The 26,579-nt window shown below is 67.0% G+C and carries 21 protein-coding genes and 3 pseudogenes; 14 read left to right on the top strand and 10 right to left on the bottom strand.

Going from position 1 to position 26,579, the window contains the following annotated elements:
• Positions 1-456: 456 nt before the first annotated feature.
• Together JK363_RS40015 and JK363_RS40010 are read right to left on the bottom strand one after the other, a co-directional pair.
• Positions 457-852 (bottom strand): hypothetical protein, encoded by a 396-nt coding sequence (locus tag JK363_RS40015; RefSeq protein WP_201883255.1) that lies wholly within the window; start codon positions 850-852, stop codon positions 457-459.
• Between the two features lie 83 nt (positions 853-935).
• Positions 936-1,742 (bottom strand): annotated as a pseudogene (locus JK363_RS40010) (LysR family substrate-binding domain-containing protein); the annotation flags it as partial.
• 136 nt (positions 1,743-1,878) lie between these two features.
• Here JK363_RS40010 and JK363_RS40005 point away from each other — a divergent pair.
• Complete coding sequence (locus JK363_RS40005) at positions 1,879-2,130, top strand: hypothetical protein (RefSeq protein ID WP_201883254.1); 252 nt, start codon at positions 1,879-1,881, stop codon at positions 2,128-2,130.
• Between the two features lie 90 nt (positions 2,131-2,220).
• Here the strand turns inward: JK363_RS40005 and JK363_RS40000 are convergent, their stop codons facing one another.
• Positions 2,221-3,168: a LysR family transcriptional regulator gene (locus tag JK363_RS40000; protein ID WP_201883253.1), complete on the bottom strand. Its 948-nt coding sequence runs from the start codon at positions 3,166-3,168 to the stop codon at positions 2,221-2,223.
• Positions 3,169-3,448: 280 nt separating this feature from the next.
• Between JK363_RS40000 and JK363_RS39995 the strand changes: the two genes are divergently transcribed.
• From JK363_RS39995 to JK363_RS39975, 5 genes are all read left to right on the top strand, one after another.
• Positions 3,449-3,877 (top strand): hypothetical protein, encoded by a 429-nt coding sequence (locus JK363_RS39995; protein ID WP_201883252.1) that lies wholly within the window; start codon positions 3,449-3,451, stop codon positions 3,875-3,877.
• Between the two features lie 133 nt (positions 3,878-4,010).
• Positions 4,011-4,994 carry a bacteriocin fulvocin C-related protein gene (locus JK363_RS39990; protein WP_201883251.1) on the top strand — a complete coding sequence of 328 codons (984 nt, stop codon included), beginning with the start codon at positions 4,011-4,013 and terminating at the stop codon, positions 4,992-4,994.
• Positions 4,995-6,199: 1,205 nt separating this feature from the next.
• On the top strand, positions 6,200-6,748 hold the full coding sequence (locus JK363_RS43545) for an integrase core domain-containing protein (RefSeq protein ID WP_236076530.1): 549 nt from the start codon (positions 6,200-6,202) through the stop codon (positions 6,746-6,748).
• Positions 6,749-7,555: 807 nt separating this feature from the next.
• Positions 7,556-8,053, top strand: coding sequence for a DUF4365 domain-containing protein (locus tag JK363_RS39980; RefSeq protein WP_201883250.1), 498 nt, complete (start codon positions 7,556-7,558; stop codon positions 8,051-8,053).
• Positions 8,054-8,059: 6 nt separating this feature from the next.
• Positions 8,060-9,193 (top strand): hypothetical protein, encoded by a 1,134-nt coding sequence (locus JK363_RS39975; protein WP_201883249.1) that lies wholly within the window; start codon positions 8,060-8,062, stop codon positions 9,191-9,193.
• A gap of 311 nt (positions 9,194-9,504) precedes the next feature.
• Here the strand turns inward: JK363_RS39975 and JK363_RS39970 are convergent, their stop codons facing one another.
• Positions 9,505-10,227, bottom strand: coding sequence for an NUDIX hydrolase (locus JK363_RS39970; RefSeq protein WP_201883248.1), 723 nt, complete (start codon positions 10,225-10,227; stop codon positions 9,505-9,507).
• A gap of 256 nt (positions 10,228-10,483) precedes the next feature.
• Between JK363_RS39970 and JK363_RS39965 the strand changes: the two genes are divergently transcribed.
• The 4 genes from JK363_RS39965 to JK363_RS39950 all read left to right on the top strand — a co-directional run bounded on the left by JK363_RS39965 (position 10,484) and on the right by JK363_RS39950 (position 16,863).
• Positions 10,484-12,025: an AbeC-like domain-containing protein gene (locus JK363_RS39965; protein ID WP_236076528.1), complete on the top strand. Its 1,542-nt coding sequence runs from the start codon at positions 10,484-10,486 to the stop codon at positions 12,023-12,025.
• 306 nt (positions 12,026-12,331) lie between these two features.
• The gene (locus tag JK363_RS39960; protein ID WP_201883247.1) at positions 12,332-12,490 is read left to right on the top strand and encodes a hypothetical protein; all 159 of its coding nucleotides are present in this window, start codon (positions 12,332-12,334) and stop codon (positions 12,488-12,490) included.
• 135 nt (positions 12,491-12,625) lie between these two features.
• Entirely contained in the window at positions 12,626-16,438 is a 3,813-nt protein-coding gene (locus tag JK363_RS39955; RefSeq protein WP_201883246.1) for a tetratricopeptide repeat protein, read from the top strand.
• Between the two features lie 35 nt (positions 16,439-16,473).
• Entirely contained in the window at positions 16,474-16,863 is a 390-nt protein-coding gene (locus JK363_RS39950) for a hypothetical protein (RefSeq protein ID WP_201883245.1), read from the top strand.
• A gap of 166 nt (positions 16,864-17,029) precedes the next feature.
• Here JK363_RS39950 and JK363_RS39945 read toward each other — a convergent pair whose 3' ends face one another.
• The 3 genes and pseudogenes from JK363_RS39945 to JK363_RS43540 form a co-directional block, all read right to left on the bottom strand.
• Positions 17,030-18,142, bottom strand: a complete 1,113-nt coding sequence (locus tag JK363_RS39945) for a DDE-type integrase/transposase/recombinase (protein WP_201883244.1) — start codon at positions 18,140-18,142, stop codon at positions 17,030-17,032.
• 76 nt (positions 18,143-18,218) lie between these two features.
• Positions 18,219-18,981: pseudogene (locus JK363_RS39940) on the bottom strand (helix-turn-helix domain-containing protein); the annotation flags it as partial.
• A gap of 41 nt (positions 18,982-19,022) precedes the next feature.
• Entirely contained in the window at positions 19,023-19,724 is a 702-nt protein-coding gene (locus JK363_RS43540) for a hypothetical protein (RefSeq protein WP_236076527.1), read from the bottom strand.
• A gap of 566 nt (positions 19,725-20,290) precedes the next feature.
• Between JK363_RS43540 and JK363_RS39930 the strand changes: the two genes are divergently transcribed.
• Together JK363_RS39930 and JK363_RS39925 are read left to right on the top strand one after the other, a co-directional pair.
• Positions 20,291-21,631, top strand: coding sequence for an MFS transporter (locus JK363_RS39930; protein ID WP_201883243.1), 1,341 nt, complete (start codon positions 20,291-20,293; stop codon positions 21,629-21,631).
• Between the two features lie 214 nt (positions 21,632-21,845).
• A complete protein-coding gene (locus JK363_RS39925; RefSeq protein ID WP_201883242.1) occupies positions 21,846-22,700 on the top strand; it encodes an IclR family transcriptional regulator in 855 nt (284 codons plus the stop codon).
• 48 nt (positions 22,701-22,748) lie between these two features.
• On the opposite strand, the gene JK363_RS44495 is transcribed toward JK363_RS39925, so the two are convergent.
• The 3 genes from JK363_RS44495 to JK363_RS43530 all read right to left on the bottom strand — a co-directional run bounded on the left by JK363_RS44495 (position 22,749) and on the right by JK363_RS43530 (position 24,496).
• Positions 22,749-23,357 carry a helix-turn-helix domain-containing protein gene (locus JK363_RS44495; RefSeq protein WP_307822078.1) on the bottom strand — a complete coding sequence of 203 codons (609 nt, stop codon included), beginning with the start codon at positions 23,355-23,357 and terminating at the stop codon, positions 22,749-22,751.
• 412 nt (positions 23,358-23,769) lie between these two features.
• The gene (locus JK363_RS43535; RefSeq protein ID WP_236076526.1) at positions 23,770-24,054 is read right to left on the bottom strand and encodes a tyrosine-type recombinase/integrase; all 285 of its coding nucleotides are present in this window, start codon (positions 24,052-24,054) and stop codon (positions 23,770-23,772) included.
• A 295-nt stretch (positions 24,055-24,349) separates the two neighbouring features.
• Entirely contained in the window at positions 24,350-24,496 is a 147-nt protein-coding gene (locus JK363_RS43530) for a hypothetical protein (protein ID WP_236076525.1), read from the bottom strand.
• Positions 24,497-24,600: 104 nt separating this feature from the next.
• Here JK363_RS43530 and JK363_RS39910 point away from each other — a divergent pair, with 104 nt between their 5' ends.
• A complete protein-coding gene (locus JK363_RS39910) occupies positions 24,601-25,680 on the top strand; it encodes an integrase core domain-containing protein (RefSeq protein ID WP_201883241.1) in 1,080 nt (359 codons plus the stop codon).
• A gap of 165 nt (positions 25,681-25,845) precedes the next feature.
• A pseudogene (locus JK363_RS39905) lies at positions 25,846-26,163 on the top strand (LysR family transcriptional regulator); the annotation flags it as partial.
• Positions 26,164-26,579: the final 416 nt, after the last annotated feature.

Genomic DNA, 26,579 nt, shown 5'->3' with positions numbered 1-26,579 from the left:
TCTCATCGGCAGGAGGCGTAGGAAGGCCAGGGCGTTGGTCGCGGCGAGGTAGGCCAGACGCAGCAGCACGACAGATCATGATGCCGCCGGGGCCCTGCGCTGGTGAAGACCCCGGGGCGAACGTCGAGGAGAATCGAAGATCCGTGATCAGGATCCCGACCTGCGTAGATGATGTATCGGCACCTGCAGTGTTCTGGCTGTGAAGCGAGCAGTTGGACCTGGTGGCCGAGAGCGGCGCCGACTTCGATGCGGGCGCGATGTGGCGGGCGCTGGAGACCGAGGTCGGGCCGCGCGAGGAGGTCAGGGCCGTCACTAGCGTGGCGGACACTCCGCGGAAGACGGCCCGGGAAGACTTCGCCGGCCACCACGACCCGGACCGGGTGAGACGCCGGGGCCCTCCCGAGGGCCCCGGCGTACGGAATCTTCACGGAACCGGCGGTGCCGGGCCCCGCTGCCCTACTCGTTCAGCGACAGCCCCAGCAACGCCGTGTCCTGCGGGATGTCGTGGGTCTGGTTGCGGTCGAAGGGAAGGTCCCACTCCCTGGAACCGGTCTTCAAGTGCAGCGAGCCACGGTTGTTCGCGGTATGCACCTGGCGAAGTTCACCGCCGTCGTGGTTGACGGCCCGGCCCGATCCGCTCCAGCAGATGCTCTGGTCCGGGGCGTCGTCGTTGATGGTGTCGAAGTCGAGGACCAGCGACCCGGCCGGCGCGGCGGTGCAGTAGAACCAGCGGTCGGGCGAGGCGGCGGACCGGTCCGAGGCGCCGGCCGATGACGCGGCCGCTCCCAAGCAGCCGACGGCGGCAACGACGGTCAGGGCAGCGGATACCTTGCGGCGAATGGTAGAAGCCATGGGTGTTCTCCCCGTATCGATGTGGTGATCCACAGGGGCATCACGAACAGCCGCGCGCGCTGACGGCTCAAGGAGTCCCCCGTTCACGTGTGCGGCGTTGATCGGCGCCGCATGCAAAAGCCTGCCTCCGTCCCTGCGTGAAGGGGAAGGACATCCTGATAGGTGTTCAGCCCGTATCGATAGATGTTCCCGTATCGGTGCAGGTCAGGACCGTGTACCTCCGCTTCCCGGACCAGCGGTTGCGGACACCGCGCCCCCCTACTGGGGCCGGTGGCGGTCAAGAATGTCCGCGTGATGTTCCGTATCAAGGTGATGTCAGGGCGATCGCGGTTCTTCGCCAACCATGAGAGGGCCATCGTGCAGGGGGGGGCGCGTCCGGCAGATCCAGGTAGCGAATACCCGGGCGCGGATAGAATTCGCGGGCCGAGGCAGGCAGGAAACCGATTTACCTGACCACGGGCGACCAGGTGCAGCACGCCCTCGACATCCACCGCCAATGGGCCGAAACGGATGGGCTTTCCGTCAGGACGGGGGTTGATGGCCCAGAAGTCCCGCCACACACGGGGGGACTCAGGCGGCATGGTGACAAAGGTGTGATCGGAGATCTGAGCAAGGGAGATCCGCTCATGGACGGCCAGCGGATCATCGGCCGGAAGACAGACGACGCGGGGTTCCTCGGTCAGGTGCAGGGTCTGGATGCCTGGGGGCGCGGGTGGGCGCAGGAACGCCACGTCCACCTCACCGCGGGCGAGGGCCTCGTACTGGTTGACGAAGTTGAGGCTGCGCATCTCGATCGCCAGACCGGGGTGGTGCGCATGCAGTTCCTCAAGGAGATCCTTCGTGTGGGGCATCGCGGGCTCGGCCGTGAGGGTGCCGATGACGATGCGGCCGGATACCTGACGTTGCCCTTGCCGAAAATCTCATCCGCCCTGGTATGGCCGCTTCTTCGGCTCCCGAGACCTTGGCCGCGGTCGCTCGAGCCGACACTCTCGCGCAGCCGCTGTCAGCACGTCATGATGATCGATCGTGCTGCTACGACTGGCTTACCCGGGTGTGTCGAGCGCGTTCGCGATGCTTTGCCTGCTGCCGATGACCGACCAGGACACGGACGCAGAGATCCTCGCCCTGCGCAACCCGATCACTGTGCTGGAACGCCAACTCGGCAACGAAAAGATCCGGTTCACCCCCAGCGGTCGGGCATTCCTGGCAGCGCTGCTGCACCGGATGCCACTGCACGTCTCGGCGGCATCCTCCACGCATACCCGACATGCTGCCTGACCTGCATGGATGAAGTTCTCGGCAGGAACAGATCCGGCCGCAGCCAAACGAATGCCATCGCGGCGAGATGGAGGGGATCTGGCAGCAACCTCAGCGTGACGTGGGGCGATTGCCCGACGCTGTGCCGGAAGCCCGGAGGACGGTCCGAGCGATGTTCCGTATGAGGGTGACGTCAGGTCGGTTGTGGTTCTTGGAGAACCAGGTGAGGGCCAAGGTGCAGGACGACGCATCCACAAGGTCGCGATATTGGATTCCGGGGCGCGGGTAGTAGTCGCGGGTCGAGGCGGGGAGCATCCCGATGGTTTGTCCACGAGCGATCAGGGCAAGCACGCCCTCAATGTCCACAGCCAGTGGCCCAAAGCGGACGGGGGTGCCGTTGGGGCGCGGGTTGATGGCCCAGAAGTCCCGCCACACCTGCGGGGATTCCGGTGGCATGGTGGGCATGGTGTGAGCGGAGAGTTGATCGAGCGTGATCCGGTCGTGGGCGGCCAGAGGGTCGTCGGCTGGAAGGCAGACGATACGGGGCTCCTCGGCCAGATACTGGGACCCGATACCGGGCGGCACGGGCGGGAGCAGGAAGGCCACGTCGACCTCTCCGCGGGCGAGGGCCTCGTACTGGTTGACGAAGTTGAGGCTGCGCATCTCGATGGTCAGATGAGGGCGGCGCGTGTGGAGTTCGTCGATGATGGCGCGGGTGTGAGGCATGGCGGACTCGGCAGTGAGAATGCCGATGACCAGCCGTCCGGAGATCTCACGGGACTGTACCTCGGCGGCCTGGCGCAGGCTGGCCATGGCATCCGCGACGGCGCGGGCTTGGGGAAGGAGTGCCTGCCCGGAGGGAGTGAGTTCGACCACGCGGGTGGTGCGCTCAACCAGCTGCAGGCCGAGCCTGCGTTCCAGAGCGCGGATTTGTTGGCTGAAGGCCGGCTGCGACATGAACAGGCGCGCGGCGGCGCGTCCGAAGTGCAACTCCTCCGCCAAGATCAGAAAGAGCTTTAACTGTTGAACGCTCGGATCCGTCGAATTCCCCGTACTCATGCGAAAACTCTATCAATCGGACGTCAGCTCCGATCGTGATTCACCTTTTGCCGGGACCTGTGATCACGCAAGACTTGATCCAAGGTCGGTGTGACTCCGGCAGGTGTGGGGGGTGTCTGCGCGGTCGGCCCGTCCGCTGCGCAGGCCAAGCCGGCTGCCCGAACGGTCAGGCCGCAAACGCGGTGATTGCCTGACGGGTTGCCGACGTCTGCTTGCGACCGAACCATGGCACGGCGGTACGTGGGCCAGGTGAGAGCCAAAACGACAGGGGGAGTTGGACATGATCAAGCGTCGAATCCTGACAGGAGCCTTCGCCACCGTTGTGGTGACGGGTCTGACGGTCCCAGTGGCTGTCGCCGCTCCGTCCGCACAGGGACTGGTGATCACTGAGGTGCAGAACGGCGTCCGCAACCCGAACAAAGTCGCCGAGTGCTACCAGGCACAGGGCGGCAATTGCACGATCTCGCAGAGCGTCGCTGTCCAGTCAAGCGTCAACTCGTCCGTCGGTGTCACCTTCGAAGCGATCAACGCCGAACTCGGCGGCACCTACTCCGAAACCTTGACAACGCAGATCTCCTGCTCCAACAACGTGGCACCGCGGCAATACCTGCGCGCGTACCCAAGCGGCGACTTCGTCTTCTTCGAGGCCGACGGAAGCAAGGGAACCGCTTTCCTCCCGACCGGAATCCAGTGCCAGGTCGAGGAATGACGAGCATCCGCTCGCCCGCCCGGGCCGAAGAGCGCCAGGGCTCCGTGGGGGCCTGGGAGGCCTGACCAGGAAGCCAGCAGCCGGAGGAAGTCGCAGCTGTGTCAGCACACCGGCTTGAAACATGGAGGTGGAAATGAAGGAAAACGCACGCTGGATCCTCGCCTTCGACGCGTCGTGCGCAACGTGCCGCAAGGTGTCCGGCGCCGTCGCGCGGGCTGGCGGTGACAGGCTTGAGGTGTTGCCACTGGCGCACCCGGACGTACGACGGCTGCGAGAGCGCAGCTTAGGGGACGACGCCCCTTGGCTGCCGACTCTGCTCATGGTGCGCGGCTCCACGGTTCGGGCGTGGACCGGCTCCACGCTCGGGCTACACCTGGTCCGACGCCTCGGGCCGCGCTCGACCGTTCGCGTCCTGCACGCGCTCGGCGACCTGAAGCGGGCGGGCGACGGGGCACCGTCTGTGCCGTCAGCGCACCGGACAGACCGGATGGGCCGTGCGCAGTTCCTGCGTCTTGGCGCCGGTATCGCAGCCGGTGCCGGGCTCGTTCTCGCCGGCCGCACGCCAGCACTCGCGGAGGACCCGGCCTGCGCCTCTGCGCGGAAGTGGGTCCGCGACAACAAGGACAATCTGCCGCGTGAGTACGCCGACCTCATCACTCACCCGATGGCCGTCCGCAGGGCCGTCTTCGCCGAGCTCGGCCCCCAAGACCGCAGCAGCCTGTGGGTGGAGCACCTCAAGCGGTACCGGGCGGCGCGTACGGATCTGTCCCGGCAGTGCAGAAGTGTCCTCGATGAGGCACTGGCGATTGCTTCGGCACCATCCACGTTCGCCGTCAGGTCCGGGCGGAGCTCCGCACTTCAACGGCGCTTGGACGCCGTGACAGCCAAAGCCAAGGAGGCGTTCGGTCCCGACGAGGCCCGCATGCTGCTGGCAACCCTCGGCCCCGGCGACCAGGCCGACGCGCCCGGCACGTCTGCGCTCCCCGGGAACTGTGAGTGCAACATCGACGACAGTTGGTGCGGGAGCAAGACGTGCCAGTTCACCATCGACTGCCACCACTCGGACAGCGGCTGTGGCACGGTGTGGGCCGATCCCTGCAACGGCATGTGCTACTGAGCGACTGAGCAGCCAAGCAGTCCTGAGCCGTTCACAAACTCATCACTGCTGATGAGGCTGCGTGCTGGCAATCGTGGGAGGAGAGTGCGGAGTGGCGCAGTTCTGGACCACGATCACCCCATCGGGGTCTCGCGCGCGGCTGACTGACACCCCTGGATAGTGGTGAAGAGCCTGTGGGGTTCCATAATCCGGCCAGGACCTTGACCAGCAAAGTTCGATGGAGAGCGTCACTGATCGGGCAGGATCGTAGTTCGTGTCCTTGCGCCTGCTCTACCTGCTCGCCACTCGGCTACTCAGCTGGCTCGTGTTACTCGGCCGTTCCTCCGCATCCAAGGACGTCGAGCTACTCGTGCTCCGCCATGAGGTAGCCGTGCTGCGCCGCAGCACTCCGAGGCCACGCTTGACCTGGGCGGACCACGCGATCCTCACCGCCCTCGTCCGCCTTCTACCGAGAAAGCCGCGCAACACAGACTGGTTACCCCCGGCACGCTCCTGCGCTGGCATCGCCGCCTGGTGGCAAGGAGATGGACCTATCCACACAAGGTCGGCCGCCCTCCCCTCGACGACGCAATCGCCACGCTCATCGAACGGCTTGCGACGGAGAACCCTGTGGGGTTCCAGAACTCGGCCGGCTGCGTGACCAGCAGCGGTGGATAGAGCATCGCGGGCCGGGAATGCTCTCAGACTGTGTCGCTACGTCTGCTCTATCTGATCCTCGCCCGGCTGCTCGGCTGGCTTGTGCTGCTCAGCCGTTCTTCCAGGTCCAAGGACATCGAGCTACTGGTCCTGCGGCACGAGGTCGCGGTACTGCGCCGCACGAACCCCAAGCCACGCTTTGACTGGGCCGACCGCGCCTACCTCACAGCGCTGATCCGACAGCGGCCCAGGGCGCTGCGACAACACCGTCTGGTCACGCCCGACACGCTTCTGCGGTGGCACCGCCGACTGGTGGCACAGAGTGGACGTACCCGAACCACGCCGGCCGCCCGCCGATCGACGAGGCGATCGCCACGCTCATCGAACAACTTGCCCTGGAAAACGGCTCATAGGGATACCAACGCATCCAGGGCGAGCTCCTCAAGCTCGGCCATCGCGTGGGCGCTTCGACGATCCGCAGAGTCCTCAAGCGCTTGAACATACCCCCAGCACCCCAGCGGCAGACCGACACCACATGGCTGCACTTCCTCCGTACGCAAGCCTCGTCCATGCTCGCCGTCGACTTTTTCCACGTCGACTGCGCAATCACCTTGCGCCGACTGTACGTATTGTTTGCGATGGAAGTCGGAACTCGCTACGTGCATATCCTTGGTATCACCGATCGTCCGGACGGCCCATGGACGACGCAGCAAGCCAGGAACCTTATGGCAGATCTCGGCGACCGTACTGCCGAGTTCACGCTTCTTGTACGAGACCGGGCCGGTCAGTTCACCGCAGCGTTCGACGCGGTCCTGGCTGGAGCGGGCATCGAGGCTGTGAAGATCCCGCCTCAAAGCCCGCGAGCGAATGCGTACGCCGAGAGGTTCGTGTGCACCGTTCGATCCGAGGTCACCGACCGGATGCTCATCTTCGGCCGGCACCACTTGCGCACCGTGGTGGACGAGTACGCCCACCACTACAACGGGCGGCGGCCTCACCGCGGACAACGGCTGTGCCCGCCACGACCCGACCATCCCATCGCCGACCTCTCGCACGAGCGGATCAAGCGCCGACCGATTCTCGGAGGCCTTATCAACGAGTACGAGCGAGCGGCGTAGACGCACAGGTCATCGCAGGTGGCCAGGTTCTGGAACCCCACACGCCCGGCATCGCCAGCGTGACCAGACCTCCCCTGTCGCATGGGGAGCAGGAAGCCATGCTCCCACCCCGAAAGGGGGTCGGAAATCGTCAAGGGGCTCTTATCCCTCTCGATGGCGAGAGCATGCATACCAGCGGGGTGACCTCGGCGGCCTACAGCTGACGGCGGCGCGCAGATGCGCGGTACCGCGCGACAGGTCGACCGGATCGGGTGACGGACAAACCGGACGGGATTGACCCGTCTGCGAGTTGGGAGCACGAGGGCTCCCAGAGGGCTCCCAGCCCAGGAACGACAAAGGCCGTCCCCGCTACCCGCGAAAACGGCCTCCGACCTGCGAAAACGCTGGTCGGGACGACAGGATTTGAACCTGCGACCCCTTGACCCCCAGCGGTGTGGCAATTCTCCTCTTATGTTCCATTTTAAGACTCTCGCGAACCTGTCGCGCCGTCAGGCCCCATACGACGCCGTACACGCCACGCGTCAAGTGTCACCACCCAGCGATCACACATGACACCCCTACTGGATCGGGAAACCCACCCCCTCTGAAACACTGCGGGCCGCCAGGCCGAGCACACCTCACCAACATCCACTGGGAGCCCTTGTCAGTCCTTGCCGATAAAACACTATTAGGTCAAGCGTTCGACACCGGAGGGGGCTCTTGAACGTTAGCCGCGCCGCCGACGCTGACCTGCACGCCCTGCAGGCACTATTCCCTCATCGACCCAGCCGCCTTATTCTCACGATCACGCGACGGGGAGGGGCGCCAGTGGGGGTAGACGCGACCAGCTGGCAGAAGGAGCAAGTCAGCCGTGCCTACGTGCACGCGCTCGCCACTCAGGGCGGCTACACGATCTGCGACTGGAATGTCGACAAGGACGGTGTCGACGTCACCCTCCGCTCCCGAGGGCTGATGGTCGACATCCAACTCAAGTGCACCCAGAGCCCGCGCGCCTTCCGCGGCGGTTACAGCTTCGACCTCGATGTGGAGACATACGACAAGTTACGCGATCCAGAACGTTCCGCCCCAGGCCACCTCGCGTTACTGATCGTTCCCCCCGACATCGGACGCTGGGTGACCCATCAGCCGGAAGCGATCGTCCTTACCTGCCACGGATACTGGGCTTCCCTCCAAGGCATGGGCGAGGCGAGCGGCAGTGTCACCACTGCTATACATCTGCCCGAACATCAACCGCTCACGGTGAAGGCCATGAGCACGATGTTCGACACGGCACGTCGCATGGCCAACGCAACGGGTTGGGGGTGAACTGACATGGCCAACAGCCAGCCGGGTTTCGGGCCTGGGGAGATCCGCAGCTACCTCAAAGTCACAGGTTGGTCGCCGGTGTCCGGTGGTCCCTTCGCCGAACTGTGGAGCCTGCCCGGCCCAGCCGAGGAAGTCGTTCTCGTCCCAATGAAATCGGGAGCCCCGGACTTCGAAAAACGTGCCCGCATCCTTCTGGAAGACTTGGCTCGGATCGAATCCCGGGCACTGCAGGCCGTCCATTCCGCCATCGCAACCGTCTACCACGACGTCACTGACCTCAGGGCCTCCCACCCATCCCTGAGCGACGGCTCCATCCCGCTAGAAGCTGGGTACGAGCTGTTTCTCTCGGCCAGGCGCCTGCGCGTGGCTTCCGCAGCAGCGGCCATCCGTCGCCAGGGTCACTTCCGAAACGTCCCCGCACGGGCCCGCGACCAAGCCCGCGAGGTTCGACTCGGCCAGACCCGCCGCGGCTCATACATCGTGCCCATCATCAGCCAGGCCCGCTCTCCCGAAGACGTGTACGCACCCCAGCAAGAGCACATCGACATTCAGGTCGAGGAGACTCTCTTCGACCGGCGCGTGACCGCGACCATGTCCCGCGCCCTCGGTGTGCTGGAGGAGATGGCAGGCGCCGAGAGGGAACCCACCCCCAGCGAGATCGCCGACTCGGTCGGCGAAGGCGTCTCCTACGAGCTTTGCCAGGCGCTCAGCAAAGTCGTCAAGGCCGAATCCGTCACCACTGTGGACGTCACCTTCAACTGGTCTCAAGTGGCCGCCCCACCTCCCGGCTCCTCACCACACGTCGAGTTCAATGAAGCTGCCATCGCCATCGTCAATCGTGTCTCCGACCACCTCAAGACCCGGCTCTACACCCAGGAACACATCATCTACGGCGTCATCACCGACCTCAGCCGACGCCCCGAAGAAGAGACCGGCCGCGTCGGCATCGAAACACTGATCAAACGCCGCCGCCGGACCGTGTGGATCGACCTCCCCGACAGGAAATACCACCAAGCAGTTCGCTGCCATGACGTCGGCATCCCTGTCCGCGTCCGAGGCGTGCTCAGCAGCCCACCCGGTGGACAGGCCACAATGGATGTCAGAGACTTCGGCCCCGACCCTTCCCTAGGCTCGGACTAGTAAGGCTGCGCTTACCGAAAGTGTCGTCTGCCCTGATGGGACCAGGCCGCGGGCCTCTGCTGTACCTCGCTCCTGTGGTCATCTCGGGGGCCGAGTGCCACCGAGAGATCGTGCGAACCGACATGCCGAGATGCTCGGCGAACGCCTCGTTCGTCATCCGCATGGCCTCTTCGGGTGGCACTCCGAGCCGCTTCACGAAGACGGCCTGCCGATCCACCGTGCTAGCCCATATCGCTGGGCCTGCTCGGACAGTTCGTTGAGTCGAGACTGGCCGGACCACCTCTCGCGCCTCGGTCGACATCCGAGGCGGGCTACGCAGGGTGCCCGGTGCCGCGGAGCAGAGGCGGGCTGAGCAGCCATGCGGTCCCCCGGCGATAGAGGCCGGCCGGCCGGCCGGTGGGGGGCAGCCGCCGCTCCCCCGTGGGTTGCACAAAGCCCACGGTGTTGATCACTTTGCGGCGGAAGTTGCTCGGGTCCAGATACTGCCCCCAGATCACTTCGTAGACGGTGCGCAGCTCGCTCAGGGTGAACGTCTCTCCGCAGAAGGCCGTGGCGACCGCAGTGTACTCGAGCTTTCTGCGGATCTCCTCCAAGGCGTCCGCGAGGATGGCCGTATGGTCGAAGGCCAGCTCCTGCGCCCCATTGATCAGCTGTGACACGGGAGCCCAGTAGGCGCGCTTGGCATCGGTACCTCCCACAGGGGTGGGAAGTTCTGGTCCGAGCGCGAGATAGGCGATCGTGACCACCCTTCCTCTCGGGTCGCGTCCAGGGTCCCCGTAGGCGCCAAGCTGCTCCAAGTGCAGCCGACTGCCGTCGATCCCGGCCTCCTCCCAGAGTTCACGCAACGCCCCCTCGCGCAAGGTCTCGGTCTTCTGGACGTAGCCGCCGGGCAGCGCGGGCCGGCCGAGGAAGGGCTCCACCCCACGCTCGATCAGGAGCACCATCAACTCATCGCCTCTGACAGTGAAGATCGCCAGGTCCACGGTCACCCACGATGCCTCCACCTCAGTGGAGTCTTTCAGCCAGTCATCCACCAGAACCCCTAAAGGTCATATTGACTTAAACGCCTTGCGGCCCTTATGGTCTCATGCACCATAACTCTACGAGGCAGAGGCCCAGCATGATCACCTCCCATGCGCCACTCGCCGAGGCAGCGGCCGGTGAACCCACCGCCGCCACCCGCCACTTATGCGCTGGCGTATACGTGGACGAACGATTTCGCGACCTCGTGATCGACGAGGTGTGCACCGCGCCGTACCGAAGGTCCCCCCGTCCTACGGATTCGACATCGTGCCCGTCGTGCACCACGCGTGGCGGGCCGCCGCGCTGAGCGCACTCCTGCGGGTGACAGTGGTGGGGGCAGTGGTCACCCGGGCCTTTTCGGGCGCCCTGCCCACCACCCTCCTCGTCACCTGCGGCCTCGCCCTCTTATGGCTACTCCGTCTCACCACGCTGCTCCGGAGCGTCGAACGGGAGCCGATACCCACACGGAAGCTCAAACGCCGCGGTCTGGGGTCGGCACGAGGCCATCGCCGCCTCCTCAGGCTGCTCTTCCCCCGGAGATATTCGGAGAAGGCACGGGTGCTCAGACGCATCGGCCGCGCCGCTCTCTCCCTGACGCTGGCCGGCCTGGCCATCGCGCTTGCCCATCCGGACGACGCCACCACGGCCCTCTACGTGGCCGCGGGAATCACGCTGATGTGCCTCGGTGTTGGAGCCGCACGCCAGCTGGTACTCAATCGCATCCTGCGTGCGTCAACTCTTCGACCCAGACGCCTGTCGGGTCGGCAACGGGCAGCGGACGTACAGCAGCGACACGTCTGCGCCGTGTACCGCCGCCCCCGTCACGGCGAGGACGAGGATGAGGATGCGGACGATTTCTCCATGTTCACGCTCTTCGGGGACGAGTCACCGTTCATCGGAGCCGGTGAACTCGTTTACCAGTGGAACCCGCCGATGAGCATCAAGTTGCTGCGACCCGGTGACGACGAGGCGCCGCTCCATGAACGCGAGCACCCCGTACCGCCCTTTCAGGCACACGAACTGGTCGAGTACCTACGCGAGTCGGTCCAATTGCTGGACACAGACGGTCAGGACGTCCGGCTTCACGCGCAGGTCCGCGACCGCGTCTACGTGGCTGAAACCGATGTGGCGGTGGACCGTTCCCTCCTTCCGCAGGAGTTCGACGACGCTCACCTGCGCATCATCATCAACACACCCGGATCGAGACAGCACCACTCCCTTGAAGTCACCATGCCCGCAGAGGGATCGGAGTTCGTCGCGACCGTTCTGTTGCATGTCAGCCTTCAGGGTCGCACCTTGAGCATCTCCACGGCAGCGTGCGTCCTCGCCCATATGCCGAGATCCTTCCAGCGCACTGAGGAATTCGGCCACCATGGCGCCACGGCCGTCATCTGGGCGGCATTCCGCGAACTGGCCACGTTGCCGTCGGAGATCCAGCGCTCCTGGCGGCTCGTCCGGTACCTCTATGCCTTGGGCAAGGCAGCCATACTCCCCCGTGACCTCACCTCCACACCGATCCGTAACGTCCTGATCGGCAGTCGGGTAAGCATACGGGAAAGGTCAGCCCAGGCGTGGTCCAAGATCCAGCTGGAAAAGAGCGACATCCTGGGCCGGATGAAGACGATTGAGCAGCGGCTACTTCAGGCCGCCAGCGACTTTCTGCGCGCCAGGGGAGTGGACACATCAGAGTTCAACGATCGCGCACTCAAAATCATCAACAGCGGCATCTTCAACTTTGGCGACAATAACAACTTCAACAACAACGCCATCGGAAACGCAGTGCACCAACCGCCTCCTGATCACCGGTGAACGGCACCTGCGTACTGTCCTCAACCAGTACGCGGAGCACTACAACGCGGGGCGGGCCCACCGCAGCCCCGGCCTACGTGCCCCTGACGACGACCCGAACGCCATTCCGCTTCCCGCTGCCACGGTCAGGCGCCGCCAGCTACTTGGCAGGCTGCTCAACGAGTACCGCACCATGTCACCCCGGGTGCCTCATCATCCGCAGGAGACGCCCAGCTCAGCCGCCTGATCGGAATATCGACACCCTTCAGGCATCCCGGCGACCGAGCGCCTGCGCAGGGCGACCCTGCGGCCGACTGGACCATCCGCATGGTCAGGGCGAAGTCCGATGAGCGACAGGCGTTCTGGGAGACCTACGGCCCCGTGGACGAGTCCGAGGCCACAGTGTGGCGGCAGAAGATCTACGAAGCTCGGCACCTCGGCGCCATTGGTCTGGAGCGCCACCGTCTGGGTAAGGCCGTGGTGTAGGAGACACTTACGCGGCGATGGCTGACGTCGTGGCTGCCCTGGGCTGGGCACACCGGCCGACGCCGGGTCGCAGAGGACTTCTCGGCGGAGCGGGCACGCGGTGGCAGGGACGGCAATCGACTTGAGGGGCGGGATATGGCGGAACGTCTGACAGAACGGCTGCTGATGGACCTGTTACCGGACGGTCAGGTGTCGCTGCAGAGCTGGCCGTCAGGCGAGTACCCCAGCGCGGTAGGTGGGCTCGCGCCGCTGGCGTGGCCGTTGACGGACGCGGAACTGGCGGAGCTGCGCTGGTATCTGGAGGAGTATCTGCAGGTGCCGTTCGGGGTGTATGGCGAGCGCGGCCCGCAGACGGCGGCGCGGCTGCCCGCGTGGGGCGCGCAGATCTTCGGCGCGGCCTTTCCCACCGGTTCGGCCCGTGAGGCTTGGGTGCGGGCGCGGGCCCGGGCCGAGGCCCGGGGCGGCGGCCCGGTGGAGATCGTGGTGCGCTCGGCATCGGCGGATCTGCTGGGACTGCCCTGGGAGTTGATGGCCGATCCGGACCGGCCCGCACCGCTCGTGCTGGAGGGGGCAGCGATCACCCGCAGCCTGCCCGCTGCCGATCTGCGGCAGGTGTTCGGGGTGGACGGGTCCCGGCTGCGGGTGCTGATGGTGATTTCGCGGCCACAGGGCACCGCGGATGTGAGCTATCGGATGATCGCCCGGCCGCTGCTGCAACGGCTGGAGGCGGTGCGCGGTCGGGTGGAGCTGGTGGTGCTACGCCCGCCGACCCTGGAGAAACTGGAGCAGGTGCTGCGCGCGGCACAGGAGGCGGGCGAGCCGTTCCAGATCGTTCACTTCGACGGCCATGGCGAGTTCGGCCGGCCTTCCAGCCAAGCGGGCGGCACCGGCTGGGGGCAGACGGCGTCCCAGGTCGACGGCCGGCAGGGAATGCTGGCCTTCGAAGATCGCGCAGGCGGCACGGATCGGGTGGCAGCCGACCGGGTGGCGCGGGTGCTGGCTGTGGCCCGGGTACCGGTGGTGGTGCTCAACGCCTGCCAGTCGGCGACGGTCGGCTCGCGGGTGGAGGCCGCGGTGGCGACCCGTCTGCTGCAGGAGGGCACGGCCGCGGTGGTCGCCATGGCCTACAGCGTGTACACGGTAGCGGCGGCCGAGTTCATGACTGCCTTCTACGAGCGGCTGTTCGCTGGTGACCGGCTGGTCGAGGCGGTGGCGGCCGGTCGCTACCGCTTGGCGATGGCGGACCAGCGGCCCTCCTGCAAGGGACCGCTGCCGCTGGCCGACTGGATGGTCCCGGTGCTGTACGCACGCGGCGACGTGCGGTTCCCCGGCTTGCACACCGCACGCGGCGACCAGGAACCAGTCGGGGACCTGCTGGACCGCATGCGTCGGCGCGTGGCCGGTGCGGACCGCGCGCGGGACGCGGCAGCAGCCAGCGATGACGGCCTGCCGATCGGGGTGGGGGAGTTCGTCGGCCGGGACGCACCGTTGTACCTGCTGGACGTTGCGGTTCGGCGGCAACGGGTGGTGGTGCTGCATGGCCCCGGCGGGACGGGCAAGACCGAGCTGGCCAAGACTTTCGGCCGCTGGTACCGCGACACTGGTGCGGTGGACGGCCCGTCCTGGGTGATCTGGCATTCGTTCGAGCCCGGCGCAGCCTCCTTCGGCGTCGATGGGGTGACTGACGCGATCGGACAGCGGGTATGCGGCGACCGCTTCGCCGGGCTCGACCGCGACGAACGCCGGTCCGTGACTGAGGAACTCCTGGCCACCAAGCGACTGCTGCTGATCTGGGACAACTTCGAGTCCGTGCACACCATGCCCGATCCCCACCAGGCCACCCCACCCCTGGACGAGGAGGAGCGCACCGAACTCCGCCAGTTCCTGCGCCGCATCGCCGCCGGCGGGCGCAGCACCGTGGTGATCACCAGCCGTACCACCGAGGACTGGCTCGGAGGGCCGGACGCGGTGGGCCGGGTGGCGATAGGCGGGCTGGAGCCCGAGGAGGCCAACGAGTACGCCGAGCAGCTCCTTGCGCCCTATCCGAATGCCCGTCGGCGCCGCGAGTCCGTGGCGTTCGGAGAGCTGATGCAGTGGCTGGACGGGCACCCGCTGAGCATGCGGCTGACCCTGCCGTACCTGCAGACCACCAGCGCGCAGAAGCTGCTGGCCGGCCTGCAGGGCACGGCTCCGTTGCCCACTGGCGGTGCTGGGGACGGCGGCCGGACAGGCTCCCTGTCCGCCTGCGTCGCCTACTCCTTCACCCATCTGCACCCGGACGACCAGAAGGCGCTCAGCGTACTCGGGCTGATCCACGACGTGACCAGTGTCTGGGTGCTGGCGGTGTTCTCCGCGATGCCCGGGGTGCCCGAGCAGTACCGGAACCGGACCGCCGACCAATGGGCTGCTGTGCTGGACCGGGCAGCGGGCGTGGGTCTGCTCACCCCTCTCGGGGCGGGCATATACCGTATCCACCCCGCCCTGCCCGCCTACCTCGCTCCCGGCGCGGAGCCCACCGCGACACTTCACGCCCTACTGGAAGCACACGCCACCTTCTGCCTCGTGCTGGCCCAACAAATGAATGAGGGGCAGGACGCCGAGTCCACCCTTGCCATCATCGACCACAAGCGCCACACCCTGGGCAGCTTGCTCGGCTACGCCCTGGAACACCGGCTGTGGTTCTCTGCCTCGGGAATCATCGCGCTGCTGATCATGTACTGGGATGCGCGAGGGCTGGCCGGAGAGGCCAGGGTATGGCTGGACCGCGCCCTCACCATCGTGGATCCGCCCGAGGGGACTGCTTCTCTCGATTCCGACCCCGCCGCCGTGCTGTGGCTCTCCCTGACCAGCGCCGAAGGCGTTCGTCTGTCCCAGGCCGGTCGCCTGGAACAGTCCGAACGCGCCCACCGTACGGTTCTCCGCGTCCTGGAACAGCAGCCGGCGACACCCGCTGTGCAAGGCGATCTCTCCGCCGTCTACCTCAATCTTGGCAACGTTGCCCGGAAGCGGCGTGACCTGGGCCAGGCAGAGGACTGGTACCGCAAGGCCCTCGCGCTCCAGAAGTCGCTCGGCGACAGCCACGGCACTGCCGCCACCTACCACCAGCTCGCGCGCGTGACTCAAGATCGCGGAGAGCTGGACCAGGCCGAGGACTGGTACCACAAATCCCTCGGTCTCGGCAGAAAACTCGGCAACCGTGCAGCCAGCGCCCGGTGCTACTACGGCCTCGGGATCGTTGCCCGGATGCGAGGTGACCTGGGCCAGGCGGAGGACTGGTACCACAAGTCCCTCGCGCTCCAGAAGTCTCTCGATGACCGCCCCAGCCTCGCCCACACATACCAGGGCCTGGCAATGGTTGCTCGGCTGCGGGGGGAGCCGGACCTGGCCGAGGAGTGGTACCGCCAATCCCTCCTCATCTATGAAGAACTCGACGACCGCCACGGCCGTGCCACCACATATCACCAGCTCGGCATCCTGGATCAGGACCGAGGAGAGCTGGACCGGGCCGAAGACTGGTACCACAAAACCCTCGACCTCCAGGAGTCTCTCGACAACCGCCGCGGCCTCGCCGACGACTATCACCAGCTCGGCATCCTGGATCAGGACCGAGGAGAGCTGGACCGGGCCGAAGACTGGTACCACAAAACCCTCGCCGTCAGGGAGTCCCTCGATGACCACCCCGGCCTGGCCCTCACCTACGCACAGCTCGGGCTCCTCGCCGAGGAGCGGGGGCAGCCGGCGGAAGCCCTGAGGTGGGCGGTCAGCTGCGTGGCGCTCTTCGACCAGGTGCCGCATCCCCTCACCGGCACCGGACCCGAGCAGCTCAAGCGAATGGCCCGGGACCTGGGCACGGATACCCTCGCCCAGGTCTGGACCGAGGTGACCGGGCAGCAACTGCCCGCCCTTGTACGGGAGTACCTTTGTGCCGATCCGCCTGCAGACGCGTGAACCCCGCCCGACCCCATTCTCGGGAGACCATATCGATGACCGATCCGATCGCCACCATCGCCCGGGCCGCCGTCAACCGGCTGACCGCACCGCACAGCGCCGCCGTCGCCGCCGAGGTGGAGGCTGCCCTGCATACCCGGGCTACCACTTCCCGCCCCGTCCAGTACATCGACCCGGTGTCCCTGGGCACGCTGATCGTGAGCATCGCAGGTCTGGCCTGGACGGTCTACCGCGACTTGCGGAAAACCACCCCCGCACCGTCCCCGGAGATGGTCGCGCGCCACGTCCGGGTCAGGCTCGGCAGGGACTCCAGGCCGCCGGGACCGGAGCTCGATGCGGCAGACCGTGACCAGGTCATAGAAATCGTCATTGAGGAAACCGTCCGCGCCGCCGAAGACGGCGGCAACGCGCCGGACGGGAACTGAGCCCCGGCGCCCCCGCCTGTGGCTCCCGACGGGGTCGGCGAGTTCCAGACTGAGGCAGGAGGTTCAAGCGGCCAAGAGGCTATGTCCGGCCAGGAGGGGTCCAGCCCGACCACGGACAACTGCCCGTGTCTCTGCTCTACATACCTGAAGGGTGTCAATATTCCGATCAAGCTGCTGAGCTGGGCTCTGCCGGTGGACGGTGAGGTAGCTGGGGTGGCATGGTGCGGTACTCGTTGAGCAGTCCGCCAAGTACCTGGCGGCGCCTGATCCCGGCGGCGGGCAGGGGGATGATGTTCGGGTCGTCGTCGGGTGCTCGTAGGTCGAGGCTGCGGTGGGCCATTCCGGTGTTGTCGTGCTCGGCGTACAGGTTGAGGACCGTACGCAGGTGTCGTTCACCGGTGATGAGGAGGCGGTCGGTGCATTCGGCGCGGGCTGTACGTATCCATCGTTCGACGAACGCATTGGACCGGGGGCTTTGCTGCGGCGTCGGGATGACGGCTGTGCCGTTGCCTGCGAAGACGGCGTCGAACGCGGCGGTGAACTTGCTGTCCCGATCACGGATCAGAAACCGGAAGCACCCAGCCCTGTCCCCGAGGTCCATGAGCAGGTTGCGGGCGAGTTGGGTGACCCATGCACCAGTGGGACGGGCGGTGACGCCCAGGACATGGACCCGCCGGGTCTTGATCTCCATGACGAAGAAGACATAGAGAAGTCTGAGGAAGACGGTCTCCACGTGCATGAAGTCACAGGCGAGCAGCGTGTGGGCCTGGGATCGGAGGAAGGAGCGCCAGGTCTGCTGGGAGGCGCGCTGCGGTGCGGGCTGTAGAACGGAGCGGCTCAGGACGCGCCGGATCGTGGCGGCGGCAACCCTGTGACCGAGCCGTCGCAGCTCGCCCTGGATCCTGACGTACCCCCAGGTCGGGTTCTCTCGCGCCAGGCGCTGGATGAGCGCGACCGTCTCCTCCGCCAGCGGTGGCCGGCCAGGTCCGGTCGGGGTTTGACGCCATTTCCAGCGCACCAGACGGCGGTGCCAGGTCAGCAGGGTGCCCGGGGTGACCAGCCGGTGGCGGCGTAGAGCGGGTGGCAGGTGCCGTGCGAGAGCAGAGAGCACGGCACGATCAGCCCACGAGAGCCGGGGCCGCTCGACCCGCTGGCGCAGCACAGCGACCTCATGGCGGAGAGCGAGGATCTCGACGTTGTTCGCGGCGGTCAATCTGCCCAGCAGGAGCAGGCAAGCCAGTAGTTGGCAGAAGATCAAGTAGAGCAGTCGCAGTCCCACGATCCGTGATCATGCCCATACCTGGGCCATGTAAAGCCCCTGGTCAGCCACCCTACGGCAGTAAAGACACCCTTCAGGCGTCGAAGGACTCGGTGTATTTGGCGTCCCGGTCGCGGATCAAGAAGCGCAACGACTCTAGGCGCACGCCCACCTCAAGAGGAGGTTGCGGGCCTGCTGGGCCGTCCACTGTGCGGTCATGCGCGGTTATGCCGGCGATGTGGAGGCGGCGTGTGCCGTGCTCGAGGAAGACCAGCGCGTAGACCCGGCGAAGATCCACCAGGTCGACGTGCAGGAAGTCGCAGGCAATGATGGCCTCGGCCTGGGATGTCAGGAACTCACGCCATGTCGGCCCGCCGCGGCGGGGAGCCGGGTCGATACCGGCTGCGGTCAAGATTTTCCATACCGTGGAGGCGCCGATCCTGTGGCCCAGCCGGGCGAGCTCCCCCTGGATCCTGCGGCGCCCCCAGCGCGGGTTCTCCCGTGCCAGCCGCAGCACCAACTCCTTCACAGCTTCTGCTATCGCTGGCCGGCCCGGCCTGCTCCGGCACTCGCTGTAGTCCCACCTGCGTGCAACGAGACGTCGATGCCAGCCGAGCAACGTCCCTGGTGTCACAGGGAGCATCTCCGCCCAGCGACGCCGGGGTATCAGCGAGGACAACGCCGCGAACCACAACCGGTCCACCACTGGTACCGCACTGGACTCGCAAGTGCCTGCGCAGCACCGCATTCTCGTGCCGGAGCACGAGCAACTCAGCGTCTCTGGCCGTCTGCCGACACAGCAACACCGCTGGGACCAAGAGAAGCTTCCGCGTGACCTGATACACCAGTGACACGATCACCTGGACATGGTCCCAGCGCGCCCGCAGACCCCCGTACCGCTTCAGAATGGCCGCACTGCCCGTGACCTGGGACGACGCTCCGATGAGCCGATCCGGCACCATCGGTCGTTGTGCTCGTACGAATGCTCTATCCGGCCGCCACGCGGATCTTCGCGTGGCTGGTCCTCCTCTGCCGATCGTCCGCCGCGAAGGAGGTCGAAATACTGATCTTGCGCCACGAGGTCGCGATCCTGCGCCGGCAGGTTGCTGCCCCGATGCCGACATGGCCGGACCGGGCACTGCTCGCCGCCCTCGCTCGCCTCCTTCCTCGGACGCTGCGTGGCCATCGGATCGTCTCCCCGCGCACCCTGCTCGCCTGGCACCAGCGATTGGTCAAGAACAAGTGGACTCAGCCCCTGTCCCCGGGCCGACCTCCCCTGCCGGAGGAACTGCGCGAGTTGATCACGCGGCTCGGAACCGAAAAACCGCGGTGGGGATTCCGGCGCGTCCACGGTGAGCTCCGCCGCCTCGGGCACAAGGTCAGCCCGGCCACCGTCCGCATCCTGCGCGGCGCTGGACTCAGACCGGCCCCACGCCGTCACCCCGCACGCGGTGAGTGGACAGCGTTCCTGAAGTCCCAGACCCACGGCCTCCTCGCCACCGACCTGTTCCACGTCGACACCCTCGCCCTGCACCGCCTGTACGCCCTGTTCGTCATGGAGGTCCGCACCCGCACCGTGCACATCCTCGGCGTCACCGCTCACCCCAACCGCCGCCTGGGCGACCCAGCAGGCCCGCCAGTTGCTCTGGCAACTCGGCGACCGCGCAACCGAGTTCACCCACCTGGTCCGCGACCGGGACGCAAAGTTCACGGCCGCCTTCGATGCCGTCTTCGCCAGCGAGGGCCGTGGTCGAGGTCGAAATGCGCACTGACGTCGACGGCCGGCTCGGGGACGCGGGCCAGGCGGTGCGCTGCGGCGCGGGCTGGGGTGGGCGTCACCGCTGGGCCTCCTCGGGCAGGGCCGGACCTGCCGGGCGCCGTCAGTCCGACAGGCCGGCGCCGTCGGTGTCGGTGTCGTGTCGCTGCATGTGCCCAGCACACGCCACCGCCCGAGGAACGGCCCAGCCGCTGTTCCGGAATGCGGCATGCCGCTGACGTGGGCCGCCTCACTCCTGGGGGACCGGAGTGTCAGGTACGCCCGTTGTGTCGTGCCGCAGGACGGCACACGGATCTTTCCACCGGTGGCCGGTGCCCTACAGTCCCGGCTCAGTCCCCGCCGTGTGTCCTGGGTCGCTGCGCATCCGGGCCTGATCGGAATCGAGCCGCTCCATGTCCGATACCACCAGAGACGCCGCACCGGCATGCGTCGCCGCAACCACCGCGGCACCCGCCGCACAGAAATCCGCCGCGTCGCGGGTCGCCGTCGCGAGCCTCATCGGCACGATCATCGAGTACTACGACTTCGCCGTGTACGGCACGGCCGCCGCCCTCGTCCTGGGCCCGGCCTTCTTCCCGTCCGGCAACGCCACGCTGTCCACGCTGGCCGCGTTCCTCACCTTCGCCGCCGCCTTCCTGGCCCGCCCGGTCGGTGCGGTGCTGTTCGGCGGCATCGGCGACCGGCTCGGCCGCAAGCGGGCCCTCATCCTCGCCCTGATACTGATGGGCCTGTCGACCGTCGGCGTCGGACTGCTGCCCACGTACGAGACCGCCGGCCTAGTCGCCCCCATATTCCTGGTCGTCCTGCGCCTGCTGCAGGGCGTGAGCCTGGGCGGCGAGTGGGGCGGAGCCGTGCTGCTGGCGGCGGAGCACGCGCCTCCCGGGCGCCGCGCGCTGTTCGCGTCGATCCCGCAGGCCGGCCCACCGCTCGGCTTCCTGCTGTCCAGCGCCGTGATCCTGCCGACGCTCGCGGTCGCGGGCAAGGACGGCTTCGCCGACGGGGCCTGGCGCATCCCGTTCCTGCTGAGCACCGTGCTCGTCGTCATCGGCCTCTGGGTCCGTGCCCGGGTCTCCGAGTCCCCGGTGTTCGAGCAGCGGTCCACCGGCGACGCCGCAGTCCCCCGCTTCCCGCTCGGCGCCCTGATCAAGGAATACCCCGGCAGGTTGCTCCTCGGCATCGGCGCGGCCGTCGGCGGCTCCGCCCTCTACTACCTGACGATCGTGTACAGCATCTCGTACGGGTCGGCGACCCTCGGCATCGCACAGACCACGATGCTGACCGCCACGAGTATCGCCGCCGCGGTCAGCGTCGCCACCACCGTGCCGGTGGCGCGACTGGCAGACCGGGTGGGCAGACGCCCGGTGATGATCACCGGCGCGGCCGGATGCGCCCTGTGGGCCCTGCCCATGTTCGGCTCGCTGAAGACCGGCAACGGTATACTGATCACCGGGGCCTTCACCATTGGGCTCGTGCTGTTCACCCTGCTGTTCTCGCCCATAGCCGCGTTCCTGCCCGAACTGTTTCCGGCCAGGCTGCGCTACACCGGCGCCTCGGCGACGTTCATCCTCGCCAGCACCCTCGGCGGCGGCTTCGCCCCGCTGGTCGCCACCTGGCTGAATACACACTGGCAGTCGCCGTTCGTCCTCGGCTTCTACGTCGGCGCGTTGTGCCTGGTCAGCCTGAGCTGCATCCTGGCCCTGCCGGAGACCCGCGACGTGGAGTTCGGACGCTGACGCACCCCACCCGCGTTCCTTGAACCGCCCGTGGTGCCGGTGACGCACGACGGGCGGTTCTGTTGTGCCCACCCATGGGCGAGGTGGCAGGGCGACATGACCACCCCGGCCGACACTGCCGCGGCACGCGCGTTTACAAGCCCGACACAGTCTCCTACATTGGACATGCGTCCACTTACCTGGTCGCCCCTCGGTTTTTCCCCGGAGTCTGCCCATGCCCGTCACCGCCTTTTCTCCCGAGCATGCCGACCCCCCGCACTCCGGTGGGCCGAGCCCCGAGCCCGAGCAACAGACCGCGGTCGACAAGGCACTGATCCTGCTGAAGTCGCTCGCCGAGCACGACCGGGACGTCGGCGTCAGCGAACTGGCCCGCCGTGCCCGTCTCACCAAGTCGACGGCCTTCCGCCTGCTGGGCATCCTGCAGCGCAACGAACTCGTCGAGCGGGTCGGCAGCAACTACCGGCTGGGCACCCAGCTCGTCGACATCGGCAGCCGCGTCTACGGACCGACACCACCGCTCCTCCAGGAACGGCTGCTGCCCCATCTCGCGGATCTGTACGAACTGACACACGAGACGGTTCACCTGGCCGTGCTGCACGGTACCGAGATCGTGTACGTCAACAAGATCCACGGCCACCGTGCGGCGCGCTCGCCCTCCCGGATCGGCGCCCGGTTGCCTGCGTACTGCACGGGCGTCGGCAAGGCCCTGCTGGCCTTCGACCACGACGCCGCCGAGGGGGCCATCGAGGCAGGGCTGCCCGCCCGCACCGAGTACACCCTCGCCGACCCCGACCGCTTCCGGGCCGAGCTGCGGCGGATCCGCCAGGAGGGCATCGCCTACGACCGGCAGGAGGCCGCCATCGGCCTGACGTGCGTCGCCGTACCGGTCATGGGTCCCCTCGGCCGCCCCGTGGCCGCACTCTCCGTGGCGGGCGCCGACCACCGCTTCGACACCTCGCGCTACGCCGGGGCCCTGCGCCGCGTGGCTCATGAGGCGGCCCGCGCAGTCACCGCCGCCAAGGCGCGCGGCGCGGTGCCGTCCGGAGGGGGCGGCCTGCCCCGGGCCTGACCACGTACGGAACCGGGGCGTTCCGCGGCCCTGCGCGCTGGGTGGCGCTCAGGGCCGCTGGTGTCCATGCGTGTGAGAAACGGTCATACCGCCGATGCCGGGCTGCCCGCGCGGCACACTCACCACGATGTGGACGAGGCTCTCCTCGTCCAGCGACTCGTACACATGCGGCTGGTCGCCCGGATATCGCACGAAGTCACCCGCCGCCAGTTCCACTGGGGCGTCGGCGGGCCCGACCCGTACCCGGCCCCGGATCACGTACAGGTGTTCCAGGGTGCCCGCCGGGTGCGGCTCGGACGGCTTGTCCATGCCCTGCACACGGCTGACGCGGACCAGGTAGCTCTCGATGACGCCGGAGCCGTACACATGGTCCAGTGACCGGGACTCATAACCGTCGTGCCGCTCCCAGGCGACATCGTCGCCGCGCTGCACGGTCATCACCTGATCCCGCTCGGCCACCAGCCGTGTCACCGGCACGCCGAGCGCGCCCGCGATGGAGAACAGCGTGTCGACCGTGGGGTTCCCCGTGCCGAGTTCCAGTTTGGACAGCGTCTGCTTGGCCAGGCCGGCCTGGCGAGCCAGTTCGGCCAGGGACAGGCCCCGTTGCTCTCTGAGAAGGCGCACATTGCGCGCCACCACGCTGCTTCCCGACGACACGGCACCACTGTAAGGGAGAGGGGCAGTGGCGTAGCACTGGGGAGTAGTGCCCCACCCCGGCCTGCCGCACCTGGGACTTCGTTACTGCCTCCGTGCCCCCGTGGACGGTACCTCCAGCACACGGGACGCACGGGCAATGGCACCCGTCGCCATGTCCAATTGGCTCTGGTGAACCCGGTCCTCCCGCCTCTACCTTCTTGAACAAACAAGGACCGGCCGGAGAGATCCGGTCGGCTCCTCCTGCCAATGGCTTTCGCTCTCCGCTTTTCCCTCCACCCGACAAGACTCAGACCGCAGCCAGGGTTTGGGAGCCCACCAGGTCCGGGCGTACGAACTACACTGGGCGCGATTCACCCGGGCCGTCGGCGAATTCGGCGTCGACCCCGAGGCGATCCGCCCTTCCGCGCCGAGGTCACCGCGACGCTGCCACGGACCGGCACCTCGACCTGCATGACGGTCCGGCAGCGTCCCAGGAGGCGGCTACGAGATGCCCGTAGACATCGACCGTGGTCTTGATCGATCTGTGGCCGAGCCAGCGGGAGACCTCGTGGATCGGGATGCCGTGGGCGAGGGCGGTCGAGGCGAAGAAATGGCGCAGGCAGTGCGGGGTGCACTTCGGGCTACCGTCTGGCTTGACGATGCCCGCGTCCATGACCGCCTTCCGGAAGTGGTAGGCGTAGGTCGTAGCCGTGGGCATGGTGCCCTTACCCCGGTCACGTGGAGCAAACAGGACCTCCTGGCCTGACGCGGTCACCGTGCCCCAGTCGCGCAGGTGCGCTCAATCTCCTGGGCCAGGAAGTCAGGCAGGGGGATATCCCGGTACTCCCCCTCTGCACGGTGCTTGAGCGGGACGAAGCGGGTCTCGCAGTCTTCGCGGTGCGCCTTGGAACTGACTTGTCGGCGCACCCGTAGGAAGTCGGACCGGCGGCAGTCAGCGGTGAAGGCCAGGGTCTCGCTGATGCGCAGTCCCGCCCCGGCTTGCAAGTACACGGTCAGCCGGTACTGCGGGAGATCTGCTTCGCGATGAGATCGACCTCGTGAAGGGTGGGGGTATCGTCCTCGTCGACCGCGTGAGTTGCGTTGCCTGTGGGGTTCCAGAACTCGGCTGGCTGCGTGACCAGCAGCGGTGGATAGAGCATCGCGGGCCTGTGGGTGCCGGGAATTATGTCACCCGGACTGACCTGCTGGTTCGAATCTGCCAGACCTCAGGAGCAGCCAGCCGTTCTGAGGCATCATGCCGGTCGTGGTGATACGGCTGATCTACCTGCTCGCCTGCCAGACCTTCCGATGGCTTGCTCTGCTCGCCCGCTCGGATGCCTCGAAGGACACAGAGATTTTAATGCTCCGGCATCAACTGATGATCGCACAACGCGCCCAGCCACGGCCGCGCTTCTCCTGGAGCGACAAGGCTGTCATGGCGGCACTGCTCCGGAGCGTCAGCAAGCAGCGGCGTACCCAGGTGGCCTTGCTGGTCTCTCCTCGGTCGGTCCTTCGCTGGCACGCACAGCTCATCGCCTGGAAGTGGACCTACCCATCCCGTCGTCCGGGCCGACCACCCACACCAGAGGCCCTGCGCCAACTGGTCGTGCGTCTGGCGCGGGAGAACCCTGGATGGGGATACCGCCGCGTCCACGCAGAGCTCGGCGGCCTGGGGCACAACGTCGCCGCCTCGACCGTCTGGTCGATCCTGAAGAAGGCCGGGATCGACCCGTCGCCGCAGCGTACAGACCGCTCCTGGGCCGCTTTCCTCAAAGCCCAGGCCTCCGCAATCGTAGCCACCGACCTGTTCCACATCGATACGGTCTTCCTGCGGCGCTGGTTCGTGCTGTTCTTCATCAACCACAGCACCCGGCGGGTGCACATCGCCGGCATCACCCGACACCCGACCGGCCCCTGGATCACCCAGCAAGCACGGAACTATCTCATGGAGCTCGGCGACCACGCCGAGTCGGTCAGATTCCTCATCCGGGACCGCGGAGCATACTTCACCGACAACTTCGACGCCGTCTTCCATGCAATCGGCGTGCACATCCTTCCAACACTGCCCCGGGTACCGCGGATGAACGCCATCGCGGAACGCTGGATCGGCTCATGCCGACGCGAGGCAACCGACCGCATCCTGATCACAGGAGAGCGCACCCTACGCCTCGTCGCCAGTGAGTACGCAGAGCACTACAACCAACACCGGCCACACCAATCCCTCGGACAACGGGCGCCGGACCTACTCACCGAGCCCGAACCACCCACCGCCACCGACAACACTCGCATCCATCGACGCGATCGACTCGGCGGCCTCATCCACGAATACACGCAGGCCGCATAGGGATGACACAGGATTCCGGCACCCACAGGATCTCGGCGTTGTTTGCGGCGGTCGATCGGCCCACCAGGAGGAGGCAGCCCAGTAGTCGGCAGAAGATCAGGTAGAGCAGTCACAGACCCACGATCACTGAACGTGCCCATACTTGGGCGATCACAAAGCCGCAGGCTCGCCGGCCGCTCCCAGGTCCGGATGGCCGACATCACCACCCTGCCAACGCTCCCGATGGCCCGCTGGCCCGGTCCGGGCGGCAGCTACCCAGAAGGACCGGGCGCAGAGGTACGGAACCTGACGCAGCTCTTCCAGCTGATCGCGCTTGGCCGTACCACCGTGGTCATTCCCGAGTCCGCCGCCGCCGACCTGCGCCGGGACCTCGCCGCCGTGCCGGTCCTGGACGCTCCGCCCGTGACAACCGCGATCGCCTGGCCGCCGCACAGCCGCCTTCGTACAGTTGCCGACCTGATCCGCGTGGCAACACGTCTTTGAACCCGGACGAGGAGGGCGGCCACCCAACGACAGCCCCTACCAAGCAACTGGCAGCTCTACGCTCCCGCATCAGCGAGGTAGTGTCCTTCACCGTCTGGCCCTGGGCGGACATCGCCACCACGATCGACCGCCGCAGCCGCACCGGATCCTTCGCCGTCCGGCTGATCCGCTGCAAGCGGCGGCCTTCCCCCACGGTGATCGGCCGGACGAACACAGTCGGTCGACGCCCCACGACCACCTCCAAGATCAGATCCTGCAGACAGGTCTGCTCACCTGACCAGCGGCACGTCGACCACCCTGTGGGTGCCAGGAATCATGTCACCCGGGCTGACCTGCTGGTTCGGATCTGTCAAAGCTCAGCAGGACGCAAGCAGTTCTGAGGCAGCATGCTGGTCGTGGTGATACGGCTGATCTAA

This window comes from Streptomyces coffeae, from assembly GCF_016741875.1.
In the GTDB taxonomy this organism is placed as follows: domain Bacteria; phylum Actinomycetota; class Actinomycetes; order Streptomycetales; family Streptomycetaceae; genus Streptomyces; species Streptomyces coffeae.
This window is presented reverse-complemented; position numbering and strand designations above follow the sequence as displayed.